The following is a 14,201-nucleotide window of genomic DNA, read 5'->3' as shown; positions in this document are numbered from 1 at the left end:
ATGGCGCTTTATGCGCTCGGGGATCTGCATCTTGCCTTTCAGAGGCCGGATAAAAGCATGGATATCTTCGGCGGCGTCTGGAAAAACCATGAGAGAAAGGCCAGAGACAGGATCAATCGCCTCATGGGACCAGAGGACACCCTGGTCCTTACCGGTGACCATTCCTGGGGGAAAAATCTGGACCAATGCCGGGATGATCTGCAGTTTATCTCAGATCTTCCCGGCAGGAAGATCCTCTTACGGGGTAACCATGACATGTTCTGGAATGCCAAGAAGACGGAAAAGCTGAACCGGGAATACGATGGCAAACTTTTCTTCCTGCAGAATAATTATTATTCCTATGAGGATTATGCCCTGGTGGGAAGTAAAGGCTACACTTTTGAAGGACCCTTTTATCTGAATGCCCGTGGCCGGGTGATCGGCTGGGATGAGGAGAAAGCGGCGGCCGCAGAGAAGCTTGTTCAGAGAGAATGTAAGAGACTTCGTATTTCTTTTGAAGCGGCTCGCTCGGACGGCTATCAGAAATTCATTGTCTTCCTCCACTACCCGCCGACCAATATCATGGAGCTGGATAGTCCCTTCACCAGAATGGCGGAAGAATACGGGGCCGAGCAGGTCATCTACTCGCACTGTCACGGAAGCGCACGCTTTCATGACTCTATCATGGGATATCACAACGGGGTCCTCTATCGGCTGGTTTCCGGAGATTTCCTGGATTTTACGCCGGTGAGGGTGCTCTGAAGGAAGTTCCCGCAATGCGAAATTATTGAAACAAGAGCTATGGAACAAGAGCTGTGGAAAATGAGGAATCATTTTTCACAGCTCTTTTGGAATCACGAGATTTTCCCACATCTGCTTTGTCATCGTCCCCATTCTATGTTAGATTAATCATAAATGAGTGGAAAAGTTGTTTAGACACTCATATCACAGCATACATCAGAAAGGAAGCACCATGTTAAACCAGTTTGCCCGTACCCAGCTCGTTCTCGGCAAGTCCGCAATGGAGATCCTGAAGGGGTCCCGCATTGCAGTTTTCGGAATCGGAGGGGTCGGGGGATATACGGTAGAGGCCCTGGCCCGAAGCGGAGTCGGCACCCTGGATCTCATTGACGATGATGAAGTATGTCTTACCAATCTAAACCGCCAGATCATTGCCGTCCGGGGAAGTGTTGGGAAATATAAGGCTGAGGTCATGGCGGATCGAATCCATTCCATCAATCCGGATTGTAAAGTCAATGTCCGAAAGACTTTCTTTCTGCCGGAAACTAAGGACCAGTTCGACTTCAGTGACTATGACTATGTGGTGGATGCCGTGGATACGGTAACGGCAAAGATTCAATTGGTCATGGCTTGTCAGGAGACGGGGACCAGGATCATTTCTTCCATGGGAGCAGGAAATAAGCTGCATCCGGAAATGTTCGAAGTGGCCGATATTTATAAGACATCGGTCGATCCCCTGGCGAAGGTCATGCGGAGGGAATTGAAGAAACGGCGGGTCCGTCATCTGAAAGTTGTTTACTCCAAGGAGAAGCCTTTACGACCGATCGAAGATATGGCGATCAGCTGCAGGACGCACTGCATCTGCCCGCCGGGAGCACAGCATAAATGCACGGAGAGAAGGGACATCCCGGGCTCGACGGCTTTTGTTCCGCCGGTTGTCGGAATGATCATTGCGGCGGAAGTTGTTCGGGACCTGACTTATGATGCCATGATGGAGGAGAGACGGGCAGCCGGACTGGCAGACTGAGTTGCAGGCGCTTTTCATCTGGGGGGAAGGATATGATTGAAATTCATGAATTAAGCAAGAGCTATGGGCCGGTCCAAGCCATACGATCCGTTGACCTGAATATCAGGGACCAGCAGATTTTCGGCCTGGTCGGTGCCAACGGGGCGGGAAAGTCGACCCTTCTGGGTCTTCTGGCGGATGTACTGGATGCAGACAGCGGCTGGATCCATATCGACGGCCAGCCCATCCGCGATCATGTGGAAAGCAAACAGGAACTTTTCTACATTCCGGATGACGCCTTTTATTTTCCATCCTCAACGCTTTCGAAGATGGCGGACTACTATGCTGCCTTCTATCCGGCATTTGACCGGCAGAAACTGGATGAACTCTTTCGATTCTTTGAATTGGACAGGAATCGAGCCATCGATACGTATTCGAAGGGAACCAGAAAGCAGATCTTCATTTTGATGGCACTTTCCGCAGGAACCCGCTATCTGGTTCTGGATGAGACATTTGACGGCCTCGATGTCTTCGTCCGACAGGGCATCAAGGCCCTGATCCGGAAGGAAGTGAAGGAGCGCGGACTCACGGCTGTGATCGCATCCCACGACCTGTCCGAAGTAGACGACGTCTGCAGCCATCTCTGCATCCTTCATGAGGGCAGGGTCCTCATTTCTCAGGATGGCATTGCCCAAACGAAGACCATACAGAAGGTTCAGTGCATCTTCCGAAATGAGGAGGACCGGAAGAAGACGGAAGGACTTATGACCATTCGAAGACATGAGCGGCAGGGCAGTATGCATATCTATATTACAGATGGAGGGAAAGAAGAAGTGGATGCGATCTTTAGGGAAGCGAATCCTGTCTTCTATGAATTCTTGAAATTATCCCTGGAAGAAGTCTTCTTTACGCGTACAGAGGAGGAAGGATATGACATCCGAAGATACACAAGGCTATAAGAAGCGGGGGATCGGCCACTTTGCTTATCAGCGCATGATCTGTCAAAGACGGTCGGCATGTCTGGTTCTGACATCTGTTCTGCTCTTTCTCTACTATGTCATCGGCCTTCCGGTTTTTATCATCTATACCAGAACAGAGAATGCGGTGGCAGAGGCATTAAAAAGCGAAGAAAGCCTGCGTGTTTTTCTGTCTCAGAGGATCCTTTTGGGCTTTGATCTCGGTGCACCGGCTGTCGTTCTGGTCAGCTTTCTTGCTCTGATCAATGGCCTGTCCGCTTTCTTTTATCTATTCAACCGGAGAGAGTCCGTTTTCTACCGGTCTCTTCCCATCAGCCGAAAGGTACGCTTCCGGGAACGCTATTGGAATGGCTTTCTGTCCTTCCTGCTTCCTTTTATCCTCTGTTCTCTGATCTCCTGGTCCATTGCCATCGGAATGAAGGCCATGACCGGTCAGATGCTGAAAGCAGTATGCTACGGTGCTTTCCGCATGATCGTTTTCTATCTGGCAGTCTACAGTCTGGTGGTTTTATCCGCCATGCTGGCCGGAAGACCCGGTATGTCCCTCTTACTCCTTTTGTTTTTTACGATCGTTGAAATCGCAGCCAATGTCCTGATCGGTCTGGCCCGGTCTGCATTTTTCTATACCTACTATGCCAGAAACAGTTCCTGGTATGATCAGTACCGGCTCTTCACATCGCCGGTCTTTTCCTTCTTTCTGGGACGCCATCGGATGAAGGATCTGATCACGCCGGAGGGCAGCCTGATCTCCGGAAACCGAATGGTTCAGGCGGACCTCACAAGCCTTCTCTGGATGCTGGTTCTGGCGGCCCTTTTTACCGGTCTGGCACTTCTGGCACAGCATTATCGGAGGATCGAAATGGCGGGGGAAAGCATTATCTTTGCCCCGGTCCGCATTCTGACCAAGATCTCCTGTGCTTTCCTCCTCGGAAGTTTTCTGGCTGTCCTCGGCGATACCATTCTCTGGCGCTTCTCCGCCGGCATCGCATCGATCCTTCTCTTGCCATTGGCTGCGATCCTTACGATCCTGATCTATCTGCTTTTCGATTTTGTCACCAAAGCAGACTTAAGGTCCGCATTCCGCCAGGTCTGGCCCCTTCTTCTCACCGCCGGCCTGTCGGTCTGCTTCTTATCGGTCTTCCGTTATGATCTGATCGGCTATGACAAATATATACCAAGCCCATCGAAGGTCAGTACAGCCGGGATCTATCTCCTGTCGCCCAATGATACCAGGACCTATGACGGGAAATCACTGCAGTTCAACATGGAATTGACAAAGATCCGGGCGGTGGAGAAAATTGCCGGGATCGGACAGAGGGAGCTTCGTAAGAATCCGGATGTCTCAAATGCCTCTCTTGGCAGCCGGCTGACCGGTCAGTTGTTCGGATTCGGACGGGAGAACTCGGAGACCAGTCATAAGGAGATCGGCTTCGATGCCCTGGTGGTTTATGCGATGAAGGATGGCACTACGGTCTATCGGAAGATGCTGATCCCCTATGATATTTCGCCGGACGACATGGATCCGATTCTGTCCTCGGAAGCCTATAAGGAAGCCTGGTTTCGATTTACGGAAGCATCCCAGCTTCCGAAACAGGCCAATCTCAGCCTGACCTATGACAGCGGCTATACCAGCCGGAGTGTAGCAGATACTCAGGGACTCATGGAGGATTTCATCCATGCCTACAGCGCGGATCTGACGCAGTACAGTTTCCGTTTCGCCAAGGACAATGATCCGATCGGGACCATTCGCTGGTCGACGGATACTTCGAATTTCAATTATGAAGTCTATGCTTCCTACACCAACACGATTGCTTTCCTTCGGAAAAACGGACTCTATACCTCAAGAGTCCCTTCCGGACGCCAGGTCGGAAGGCTGACTCTGATTCGTCAGGAGAAAAGCAGGCGGGAGTCGGAGGAAAAGAAGACTCTGCATGCGTCCGGTCTGAGCCGCCTGGAGCTGGCCGGCTCCAGAATCAGTGGAGAGAGGCTGGGAAGTGTGACTGAGCTTTCGGCAATGGAAGAGATCCTGGGCAGTCATCTGATGAATGACGGGGTTCGGGCGGACTGGAAGGATGATATCTCTTCCAAGTCGGATATCTGGGTCACGGAAGGCCAAAAACAAGTTTGCTACCGTCTGGCAGGGACTCTGAAAACAGATGAGGGAGGAAATGAAAGTATCGCTTATACCTTCCATGGCAAGCCGGCGGAAGAGATTCTGGCTTTGTTTGCGGAGAAATAGAAAAGTACCTTTTGATACGGTCATCCATTCATTAATATTTTATAAAATATAATCACATGAGTTGCAAACCGACAGGACTCGTGCTAACCTATCAAGAGATTCGAGATTGCTGAAATTACAAAATTGATGAAAAAACAATTGATGGAAAAAGCAATTGATGGAAAAAACAATGCTATAAATCATGCATGTAAACCAAAGGAGGTTTCTTATGGCAGCGATTCAGATTAAGAATGCAGATTTTAATGAGAAGGTAATGAAGTCCGATAAACCGGTTCTTCTGGATTTCTGGGCAACCTGGTGTGGACCTTGCCAGATGCAGGGACCGATCATCGAGGAACTGGCAGACGAACTGACCGATACACTGGTTGGTAAAGTCAATGTCGATGAGGAACCGGATCTGGCAGAGCGTTTCAATGTCATGTCCATCCCGACGCTTCTTGTGATCAAGAATGGTGAAGTCACAGCTAAGGCTGTTGGTCTTCAGGCCAAGGAAAGCATACTTGATATGCTTCAGAAATAAGTTTTTTTAGAATAAAAGAGTGGCAGAAGGTACTGTATGAATTGTACTTTTGCCACTCTTTTTTTATACCTATTCTGTTTATTTTCCGGGAAGGAGCAGATCTTTCGTTATTTTAAAGTGACTGCCGTCAGGGGTAAAAACCCGTACCTCGCAGTTATGAGGCTTAGGCCTCCAGACATATTGACTCTTCTTTCCCAGGAGACATCCTGTCAGGACACGCATGATTCCCCCATGACAGGTGATCAAGACATTTTGATACTTCTCTTCAGCCAGATCCCGGAGAAAGGACTGGCTTCTTTTTATCATGTCAGGAATGGGCTCTACCGTCTTTGGCTGGGACAGAATTTCCGGGAAGGCCCAAAAGAAGACCAGAGGGAGACTGCCCGGTCTTAAGTACTTTGTGGCATCATACTTTCCAAAATCCGCTTCGATCAGTCTGGGGTCGATCCTGATCTGGCTTCGGTCTACATTTCCGAGGATCGATGCGGTCTCGATTGCCCGGTCAAGAGGGCTGGCGTAGACGGCGTCAAAAGTTATATTTCCAAGCTTTTTTCGCATGGTTTGGGCCTGGATCCGGCCTGTTTGGTTCAGGGGCTGATCGATACGACCCTGCCAGCACTTGGCCAGGTTCAGATCCGTCTGTCCATGGCGCGCTAACCAAATCTGCATAAGAGGAATCCTTTCTACTGTTGGTGACCTTTCAGTTCAGCGTTGATCGCCAGATCATCATACCACAAAGGAAGGTCATCCGGATCGATTCAAATATTTTAAAGGAAGGTCATCCGGGTCGGTTCAAATATTTTAAGGGAAGATCATCCGGATCGATACAAATATTTTACAAAAATCACTTGCATTCTATTTTGGATTGGGTATAATAAGCTTAACGATAATGATTATCAATAAGGAGCGCTCTTGAGAAATACATTACAACGTACTGCAGTTCTCAATGATCTGAAAAAACGTAGTGATCATCCTACTGCAGAAATGGTTTATAACAATGTGAAAAATGAGATCCCGAATATCTCTCTGGCAACGGTTTATCGAAATTTGAGGAGCCTGGCAAAGGATGAGGAGATCATATCTTTTACACAAAATGGAAAGGAACATTTCGATGGGAATACCCTTCCTCACATGCATCTCTGCTGTAAGTCCTGCGGTAGTATCGAGGATCTGACACTTACGGAGGAAGCTGTCCAAAGAATGGAATTCCCGGAAGACTTTCTGGTTCGAAATATCATTGTGGAAGGCATTTGCAGTAAATGCATGCAAATGTGAGCACAGAAACAAAAAAACAGTAGAATCCGCATCGTTTGCGAAGAAACAAAAAACAGTAAGATCCGCATTATTTGCGATCTGATATAGAGAAAAGTTGTTATTGTAATACAAGGAAAAGGAGAAAGAATTATGGCAAAATGGGTATGTCAGGTATGTGGTTATGTTTATGAGGGAGAAGAGCCCCCGAAGGAATGTCCGGTATGTCATGCACCGGCTTCTAAGTTCACCAAGCAGGACGAGGGCCAGGAATATACATGGGCTTCCGAGCATGTAATCGGTGTAGCTAAGGGCGTTGAGGATGACATCATCGAGTCCCTTCGTTCTGAGTTCCAGGGTGAGTGCAGCGAAGTCGGCATGTATCTCGCTATGAGCCGCGCAGCTATGCGTGAAGGATATCCTGAAGTCGGTTTATATTTCGAGAAGGTTGCCAACGAAGAAGCCGTTCATGCTGCAAAGTATGCTGAGATGCTGGGCGAGGTCGTAAGTCCTTCTACCGCTGAGAACCTGAAGGTTCGTGCAGAAGCTGAGAACGGTGCAACTGCAGGTAAGACCAAGCTGGCTAAGCTCTGCAAGGAGCGTAACTACGATGCTCTGCATGATGCAATCCATGAGATGGCTCGTGACGAGGCTCGTCACGGCAAGGGCTTTGAAGGCCTCTACAATCGTTATTTCAAGAAATAATGAGAGCCTGGGAGAGTTTTTCCCGAAGGTTTTTCCAAAATACAGGAAATCATGAAAGTCCGGGAAAGCTTTTTTCTTAAATCATAATCATCGGAGGGATCGGCTTGGAATGCGTTTCCGAGCCGGTCCCTTTTTTCTTTTTTTCCGGACTTTTGCCGGACTTTTCCGGACTTGGCCGGACTTTGCCGTCTGCAATTTTCTCCTCGCACTTTTTTCTTTCCTTTAATGTGGTATGATTAAGAATAAGTTTTGAATCAGGCAGGCGAAGATTCGCTTTATATTTTATATAGAAATGCAGACCGGAATCAGGAAATGCATTGTGGGAAAGTGAGGCATAAGGATGAAGGAAAAGCTAAAAGAAATTCATTTCAGTAACATGATGGTGGCCGTTCTGACCATTCTTCTCGGCATTCTGATGATTGTCTTCCGAAGCGGCGTGATCTATACCCTGGCCAGGCTTATTGGTATTGCCATTGCTGTGATCGGCCTTGTTCAACTGATCCGTACTTTGACGGATGAAGTACATAACATGGGACTTACCGTCCTCTATATTGTCGTAACAGCACTTGGCTTATGGATGATGGCATTTCCGAGACCAATTGCGAACTTTATTCCGATCGTGATCGGGATTTTTCTGATCTTCCACGGAGCGGACACGATTCATACGGCATGGCGGGGGAAAGAGATCGGAGCATCCAAATGGGGACTGATGCTTGGCACAGGAGTCATCAGCGCAATCATCGGTGTCATCTGTGTCTTCCGGTCGGAGTGGTTTCTGTCCGCAGGCATGGTTCTTCTGGGGATCCTTCTGATCTATGATGGTATCAGCTCCCTTTTCGTCACCGGAAAGGTAACTTCGTTCGAGCGTGTAATCGATTCAACAGCAAAGGATCTGGACTGATGAGACAGATGGAATTCAAAATGGAGCGCCCCAATCTTACCAAGCCGGGAGATGTCTTGAAGGTGAAGGAAACCAAGCTTCCGAATTCTTATTTCTATACGCTGGAACATGCCATTGGGATGTCCGGAAATTATCCGACGGTAGAGAGGCTGAAATCTGACCAGGGAAAGGTCGTGGATGTCCGGGAGACTCCCCGTGGCTTCTTTGTCACGGTCGAGTTTGATGAGTGAGTGGTTAATAGGTGGATTCTCACTAATACCCACGGGCAAGCCCGTGGGGCTGTCTAACAACCCTTAGTGAGTAGCCTAAGTGCTTCGGGCACTACGTTAAGAGAGAATACATAGTTACCTACGGATGTAGTACCAAGTCTGTAGCTCTAAGGTCTGTGATTAAACAGTTCTGTGGTATAGGAACGGTGTTGCAGGCACATAAACCTCTCATTAACATTGGCGATGGTACACGAACCGCTCTTCGGAGCGAGTAATTAAAACCTTTCGAGGTTTTGAGAAAGGAGAATGCGTATGGTTTACGTACTGAATCAAAACGGACAACCTTTAATGCCTACAGAAAACCATGCTAAAGTGCGTGTTCTCTTAAAGCAAGGCAGAGCAAAGGTGGTAAATAAGTGTCCGTTTACAATACAACTGTTGTATAGCAGCACGAACTATACGCAAAGGGTAACTTTAGGCGTAGACAGCGGAAGCAAGCATATTGGTCTTTCAGCGACCACAAAAAACAAAGTGCTTTTCGAGTCAGATGTAGAGATTAGAAACGATATTGTAGATTTGCTTTCTACTCGTAGAGAATTAAGACGTTCCCGTAGAAATCGTAAGCTTCGTTACCGTAAACCAAGATTTAATAATCGTAAGCGTAGTGACGGATGGTTGGCACCCTCTGTAAAACAAAAAGTAGATTCTCACATTACGATGATAGCAAAGGTGCACAAAATACTGCCTATCTCAAACATCATAGTAGAAGTAGCCTCTTTCGATATACAAAAAATTCAGAATCCTGAAATTAGCGGTACGGATTATCAACAAGGTGAACAGTTAGGCTTTTGGAATGTCAGGGAATATGTGCTATTCCGTGACGGTCATAAATGTCAATGCTGTCACGGAAAGTCAAAGGACAAAATTCTTACTGTGCATCATATAGAAAGCCGTAAGACAGGCGGTAATGCACCTAACAACCTCATTACTTTATGTGAAACTTGTCATACTGGGTATCACAAGGGAATTGTAAAACTACCCAAGACAATACATAGAGGAATGTCTTTTAAGGATGCCACGTTTATGGGTATCATGCGATGGACTTTGTACGAAAAACTTAAAACGATATATTCGGATGTAAAACTTACTTACGGATATATCACTAAAAATATTCGTATTAAAAATGGCTTGCCAAAAGACCACTACATAGATGCTCGTTGCATTAGTGGTAATCCTAATGCTGTTAACAATGGAGATGTCTATTATTACAAAAAAGTCCGTTGCCACAATAGACAGATACACAAGAACACCATTCTTAAAGGTGGCTATCGTAAACGTAATCAGGCAGCCTACGAAGTGAAAGGGTTTCGGTTGTACGATAAAGTTCTATGGAAAGGGCAGAAATGCTTTATTTTTGCTCGTAGGTCAACAGGGCGTATGGATTTGAGGCTTTTAGACGGAACACATCTCAACGCATCTGTAGGATACAAGAACTTAAAGTTGTTAAAAATGCGTAGTAGTTATCTTATAGAACAAAGGAAGGTAGGTTAAAGGCGGTTCCTCCCACAGGTAAGCCTGTGGGTTTCCCCGCCATAGATTTTATGACGGTTCAGAGCAAAAACAATGCGATCGATCTCCTTCTGGCAGAAAGTCTGAAGGAGATTGCGATCACAAAGCCCATAGAGAAGATCACGATCCGTGAGATCACGGATCGGGCCGGCGTGATCCGGCCGACCTTCTACAACCATTTTCAGGATAAGTACGAACTCTTGGAATGGATCGTACAGAATGATCTGGTCGGCCCCATGGATCCCTTCATAAGGCGGGGCATGCTGAAGGAAGGTCTTACCCTGGCTTTGAAGAATATGGAGAGGGAGAAAGCTTTCTATATCCAGGCAGTCCATCTGGAGGGACAGAATTCTTTTCATGATATTCTGAAACGGTCGGCCAGGGATCTGATCCTTTCTTATATGAAAGACCGGGAATACGAACAGGTTCAGAAATATGAATGGCTGACCAATGAGAAAATCGCTGATTTCTATGCGGAATCCATCAGCTATATCATTACGACCTGGGCTTTGGAAAGCATGAAGGCACCGGAAAGTGAGGTCTCAGAGGTCTGCGTCTATCTCTATGGACACTCGATTGCGGATGTCCTGAACGGGCAGCGATCAAAGCAGCTGGGATCTCGTTAAACTTCAGTTGCGGGTGTTTGGCTTGGATCAGGAAATTGGCAGCCTGGTATACATTTTATAAGAAATGTATACCAGGTCCATACACGAAAGTTCGGTTGCATATTTCCACTGCTTTGAGAAATCATTAGACTGGTTTCGTTAAGTAGGAATAATGCCGGAGGGAATCAATGGTTTGGCTTGAAAATATATTGGTGATAGCGGGGATCAGCTTGGATATGCTGGCTTCTATGGAAGTTCAGGGTGCGATGCTTCAGAAGATCCAGAAGAAAAAACTTTTTGCAGTGACGACATTAGTGGTGCTTTTGCAGTGCATCTTTTTCTATGGGGGCTGCCTGATCGGTTTTGGCCTGGAAAAGTTCCTGGGGATCTCGAATCCTCACCGGGCAGGCTATCTCCTTTCTGCGATTATTTTTCTCCTTCTGGGAGTCCGCCTGATGGTGAAGGCGATTCGAAGCGAATTCGTCGATGAATGCCGGAGGGAGATCACAGTTAAGCAGTATGTCCAGATCATCGCGGTATCTTCCGTCTATACGATTTTTGCCGGACTGGCCTGCAAGCTGATCGGATCCAATCTCTGGTTTATGTTATTTATGATCATTCTGTTCTCCTTCTTCGCCGTATTCTGCGGGATTTATGTCGGCTACAACTTCGGCTTCGAAGCGAAGAACAAGATCTATATCATCGGAGCAATCGTACTTTTCCTGGCCGGAGTTACCATTCTGCTTGGAAATGTCATCTTAGTTTAGCCGGGGGTCCTTTCTATCCCTGCAATGGCTGTCATGAATGGCTGTCAGGAATGGTTGTCAGGATAGAAACAGGACAGAAATGAATGAAAGAATAAAGAGGGGCTGTGGAGGATGGAACTTCCATGGCTTTTTCTTGTATTGAAAGGCTTAATAAAGAGCCTGGGGTTTTATGATGTTTGCCGCCGGCCCTGGCGGTGGAATGGAGACTTTAATGACGAAAAAAGAACGCATCGCTCATATTCTGGAAGCGCTCGATCAGACCTATGGGGACCTCACGGAGGCAACTCTGGATTATCGGAATGCCTGGGAACTCTTGGTTGCGACTGTGCTTTCCGCCCAGTGTACGGATGCCCGCGTCAATCAGGTGACACCGGATCTCTTCCGGAAATATCCGGATGTCTATGCTTTTGCAGAGGCAAAGCAGCCGGACATGGAGAAGGCGATCCATTCCTGTGGCTTCTATCATAACAAGGCCAAAAATCTGATCGCCTGTGCGAAAAAGCTGGTCTCAGACTTCGGCGGGGAAGTGCCTTCCTCTCTGGAGGATCTGACTTCGCTTCCCGGTGTTGGCAGAAAGACAGCAAATGTAGTGCGTGGCCATATCTTTCATCAGCCATCGATCGTTGTGGATACGCATGTGGGTCGGATCTCCAGGAGACTGGGCCTGACGAAGAAGACGGATCCCACACAGGTGGAATATGATCTGATGAAGGTTCTGCCCAGGGAGTATTGGATCTCCTGGAATCTCTGGCTCATTACCTTCGGGCGGGAAACCTGTACAGCCAGGAATCCCAAGTGTAAGACCTGCCCCCTGAGGGAATATTGCAATTCCAAAGATCGGACAGATCGCTAGAGCGGCATCTTGCATGGTTATGGTAGAATAGTACATAACTGTAATGATTCGATTCGATAGAAAGAAAAAAGTTGAAAAATCCAAATCAAATGAGAAAAGTATTTGCCATGGTTTCCATGGTCTTAATTGTTACAATGGTTGTTACCATGATCGTTTCATTTATGATCTGAGGGAAATATGAAGAAAAAGAGCCTGAAAGTAACTCCTTTTAGATGGTCGACCGGCTTGCATTCTGGCATTCTGACCGGATTGCTTTTTGCAGGCATAGGAGTTTTCTGCCTTTTTTCAGCCGGCAAGGCTCTCGGCTCTCGGACGGTTATGGCAGATAATTCGGGAAAAAACACTGTTTCCACCATTCCCAAGGGAATCTCCATAGAAGGAAAAGATGTCTCCGGTATGACGGCCCATGAGGCAGAGGCAGTCATTTCTGATCTTTTGAAAGCAGAGGGAACGAGAGATGTTACTTTGCAGGCTTCGGACAAGACGATCACCGTTAAGGCTTCGGATCTTGGCCTGGAAACGGTGAACAGCGATCTGATTTCAAAAGCCATGCATTATGGCAAGAAGGGAAATCCGGCAGAACGTTTCCTGAATCAGAAGGCGCTGCAATCGGGGAAAGGGAAGGATTTTAAGCTTTCCTACGGATTGAAGAGCGATACGGCCAGGGCGCTTTTGACTGCAAGATCTGCCGATTTATCCCATCCGGCCGTAGACAACGGCTTGTCTCTTTCCAATGGTGTCTTCACCTTTGTCCCCGGGACTTCCGGAAGCAGTTTGAATATTGATCCATCGCTTGAGGTTCTGGAGGCTTTTTTTGATCAAAAATGGACCACAGGATCTAAGAGTCCTGTGACGATCAAACTTACTACTGAAGAGGCGAAACCCCGCGGAAGCAAAGCAGAACTGTCCCAGGTTCATGATCTCCTTGGAAGCTATACCACGGAATATCAGAACTCAACCAATGGGCGGAGGATCAATATACAGAGAGCGGCTGCTCTGATGAATGGGAAGATCCTCTATCCGGGCGACAGCATTTCCTTTTTTCAGACGGTTTCTCCTCTTTCAGCAGCCAATGGCTATGCAACGGCGGCTGCCTATTCCGACGGTGAGGTCGTGAACGAGGAGGGCGGCGGCGTCTGCCAGGTTTCCTCGACCACTTACAATGCGGCTCTTCTGGCGGAACTTGCCATTGAAAACCGTGCCGCACATTCCATGCCGGTTCATTATGTCCCTTTGTCTTTTGACGCAGCGACTGCAGGCTCTTCGGATGGGACCTATGCTCTGAAGGATCTGGAATTTAAGAACAGTACCAGCGCTCCGGTCTATATTGAAGAAGTGGCAACGGATTCGGCACTTACAGTCAATATTTACGGTAAGGAGACCCGGCCGGCCAATCGGAAGGTTTCTTTTGACAATCATCTGGTTTCCGAGACACCGATCAAGAACAAATATAAGGCGGATCCATCGCTCCCCGCAGGGACCCTTCAGAAGACCAAAAGCGGCAGTACCGGATATGTCTACCAGTTGATCAAGACAGTCACGATCGACAATAATGTGGAATCGACCAAGGTGCAGAATAAGTCCAATTACCGGGAAGTTGATGCAGAATACTCGGTTGGCGTCCAGTCCGGGGATCCGGCGGTCACGGCGGCTTTGCAGGATGCCGTAAAGAGCCAGGATGATACCAGGATCATGGCGGCGATCCAGCAGTATACCGGGGTAAGTGTCCGGCCGGACACCCTGTATCAGACGGAACAATTGAAAGCCCTGAAGGAAGTGGCAGAAGACAATCCGGATGATGAGAAAGCAAAGAAGGCTTATGAAGATGCCAGGAATGCAGTGAGTGGCGCATCTCAATAAGCATGAACAAAAGAGGAAG

The 14,201-nt window shown here is 47.7% G+C and carries 15 protein-coding genes; 14 read left to right on the top strand and 1 reads right to left on the bottom strand.

The features are described from left to right. The 5 genes from ACKX2L_RS05125 to trxA all read left to right on the top strand — a co-directional run bounded on the left by ACKX2L_RS05125 (nt 1) and on the right by trxA (nt 5,462). Complete coding sequence (locus ACKX2L_RS05125; protein ID WP_497550542.1) at nt 1–741, top strand: metallophosphoesterase; 741 nt, start codon at nt 1–3, stop codon at nt 739–741. Between the two features lie 211 nt (nt 742–952). Next, the gene (locus ACKX2L_RS05120; protein ID WP_497550541.1) at nt 953–1,747 is read left to right on the top strand and encodes a tRNA threonylcarbamoyladenosine dehydratase; all 795 of its coding nucleotides are present in this window, start codon (nt 953–955) and stop codon (nt 1,745–1,747) included. 32 nt (nt 1,748–1,779) lie between these two features. Then, nucleotides 1,780–2,685 carry an ABC transporter ATP-binding protein gene (locus ACKX2L_RS05115; RefSeq protein ID WP_497550540.1) on the top strand — a complete coding sequence of 302 codons (906 nt, stop codon included), beginning with the start codon at nt 1,780–1,782 and terminating at the stop codon, nt 2,683–2,685. Continuing rightward, complete coding sequence (locus ACKX2L_RS05110) at nt 2,657–4,942, top strand: DUF6449 domain-containing protein (RefSeq protein WP_497550539.1); 2,286 nt, start codon at nt 2,657–2,659, stop codon at nt 4,940–4,942. The genes ACKX2L_RS05115 and ACKX2L_RS05110 overlap by 29 nt, the downstream gene beginning before the upstream one ends. 208 nt (nt 4,943–5,150) lie before the next feature. After that, on the top strand, nt 5,151–5,462 hold the full coding sequence (gene trxA / locus ACKX2L_RS05105; RefSeq protein WP_497550538.1) for a thioredoxin: 312 nt from the start codon (nt 5,151–5,153) through the stop codon (nt 5,460–5,462). 78 nt (nt 5,463–5,540) lie between these two features. Here the strand turns inward: trxA and ACKX2L_RS05100 are convergent, their stop codons facing one another. Beyond that, nucleotides 5,541–6,131, bottom strand: a complete 591-nt coding sequence (locus ACKX2L_RS05100) for a histidine phosphatase family protein (protein ID WP_497552755.1) — start codon at nt 6,129–6,131, stop codon at nt 5,541–5,543. A gap of 243 nt (nt 6,132–6,374) precedes the next feature. Between ACKX2L_RS05100 and ACKX2L_RS05095 the strand changes: the two genes are divergently transcribed. The 9 genes from ACKX2L_RS05095 (at nt 6,375) to ACKX2L_RS05055 (ending at nt 14,182) form a co-directional block, all read left to right on the top strand. Beyond that, a complete protein-coding gene (locus tag ACKX2L_RS05095; RefSeq protein WP_497550536.1) occupies nt 6,375–6,737 on the top strand; it encodes a Fur family transcriptional regulator in 363 nt (120 codons plus the stop codon). A gap of 129 nt (nt 6,738–6,866) precedes the next feature. Next, nucleotides 6,867–7,418, top strand: coding sequence for an NADH peroxidase (locus ACKX2L_RS05090; protein WP_497550535.1), 552 nt, complete (start codon nt 6,867–6,869; stop codon nt 7,416–7,418). 340 nt (nt 7,419–7,758) lie between these two features. Beyond that, a complete protein-coding gene (locus ACKX2L_RS05085; RefSeq protein WP_497550534.1) occupies nt 7,759–8,319 on the top strand; it encodes an HdeD family acid-resistance protein in 561 nt (186 codons plus the stop codon). Further along, entirely contained in the window at nt 8,319–8,549 is a 231-nt protein-coding gene (locus ACKX2L_RS05080) for a hypothetical protein (protein ID WP_497550533.1), read from the top strand. Before ACKX2L_RS05085 ends, ACKX2L_RS05080 begins: the two co-directional genes overlap by 1 nt. A gap of 291 nt (nt 8,550–8,840) precedes the next feature. Further along, the gene (gene iscB / locus ACKX2L_RS05075; RefSeq protein ID WP_497550532.1) at nt 8,841–10,079 is read left to right on the top strand and encodes an RNA-guided endonuclease IscB; all 1,239 of its coding nucleotides are present in this window, start codon (nt 8,841–8,843) and stop codon (nt 10,077–10,079) included. A 26-nt stretch (nt 10,080–10,105) separates the two neighbouring features. Next, a complete protein-coding gene (locus ACKX2L_RS05070; protein WP_497552754.1) occupies nt 10,106–10,723 on the top strand; it encodes a TetR/AcrR family transcriptional regulator C-terminal domain-containing protein in 618 nt (205 codons plus the stop codon). A gap of 167 nt (nt 10,724–10,890) precedes the next feature. Continuing rightward, nucleotides 10,891–11,469, top strand: a complete 579-nt coding sequence (locus ACKX2L_RS05065; protein ID WP_497550530.1) for a manganese efflux pump — start codon at nt 10,891–10,893, stop codon at nt 11,467–11,469. A 211-nt stretch (nt 11,470–11,680) separates the two neighbouring features. Continuing rightward, complete coding sequence (gene nth / locus ACKX2L_RS05060; protein ID WP_497550529.1) at nt 11,681–12,322, top strand: endonuclease III; 642 nt, start codon at nt 11,681–11,683, stop codon at nt 12,320–12,322. Nucleotides 12,323–12,640: 318 nt separating this feature from the next. Then, nucleotides 12,641–14,182, top strand: coding sequence for a VanW family protein (locus ACKX2L_RS05055; RefSeq protein WP_497550528.1), 1,542 nt, complete (start codon nt 12,641–12,643; stop codon nt 14,180–14,182). Nucleotides 14,183–14,201 lie beyond the last annotated feature (19 nt).

This window comes from Porcibacter vitabionis (assembly GCF_046263795.1).
GTDB lineage: Bacteria > Bacillota > Clostridia > Lachnospirales > Lachnospiraceae > Lachnocurva.
The sequence above is the reverse complement of the archived record's forward strand: the minus strand, read 5'-3'. Positions and strand labels throughout refer to the sequence as shown.

Coding starts and splice junctions, on each gene's coding strand:
- ACKX2L_RS05125 (WP_497550542.1), top strand. CDS start 1: ATGGCGCTTTATGCGCTCGGGGATCTGCATCTTGCCTTTCAGAGGCCG.
- ACKX2L_RS05120 (WP_497550541.1), top strand. CDS start 953: ATGTTAAACCAGTTTGCCCGTACCCAGCTCGTTCTCGGCAAGTCCGCA.
- ACKX2L_RS05115 (WP_497550540.1), top strand. CDS start 1,780: ATGATTGAAATTCATGAATTAAGCAAGAGCTATGGGCCGGTCCAAGCC.
- ACKX2L_RS05110 (WP_497550539.1), top strand. CDS start 2,657: ATGACATCCGAAGATACACAAGGCTATAAGAAGCGGGGGATCGGCCAC.
- trxA (WP_497550538.1), top strand. CDS start 5,151: ATGGCAGCGATTCAGATTAAGAATGCAGATTTTAATGAGAAGGTAATG.
- ACKX2L_RS05100 (WP_497552755.1), bottom strand. CDS start 6,131: ATGCAGATTTGGTTAGCGCGCCATGGACAGACGGATCTGAACCTGGCC.
- ACKX2L_RS05090 (WP_497550535.1), top strand. CDS start 6,867: ATGGCAAAATGGGTATGTCAGGTATGTGGTTATGTTTATGAGGGAGAA.
- ACKX2L_RS05085 (WP_497550534.1), top strand. CDS start 7,759: ATGAAGGAAAAGCTAAAAGAAATTCATTTCAGTAACATGATGGTGGCC.
- ACKX2L_RS05080 (WP_497550533.1), top strand. CDS start 8,319: ATGAGACAGATGGAATTCAAAATGGAGCGCCCCAATCTTACCAAGCCG.
- iscB (WP_497550532.1), top strand. CDS start 8,841: ATGGTTTACGTACTGAATCAAAACGGACAACCTTTAATGCCTACAGAA.
- ACKX2L_RS05065 (WP_497550530.1), top strand. CDS start 10,891: ATGGTTTGGCTTGAAAATATATTGGTGATAGCGGGGATCAGCTTGGAT.
- nth (WP_497550529.1), top strand. CDS start 11,681: ATGACGAAAAAAGAACGCATCGCTCATATTCTGGAAGCGCTCGATCAG.
- ACKX2L_RS05055 (WP_497550528.1), top strand. CDS start 12,641: ATGGCAGATAATTCGGGAAAAAACACTGTTTCCACCATTCCCAAGGGA.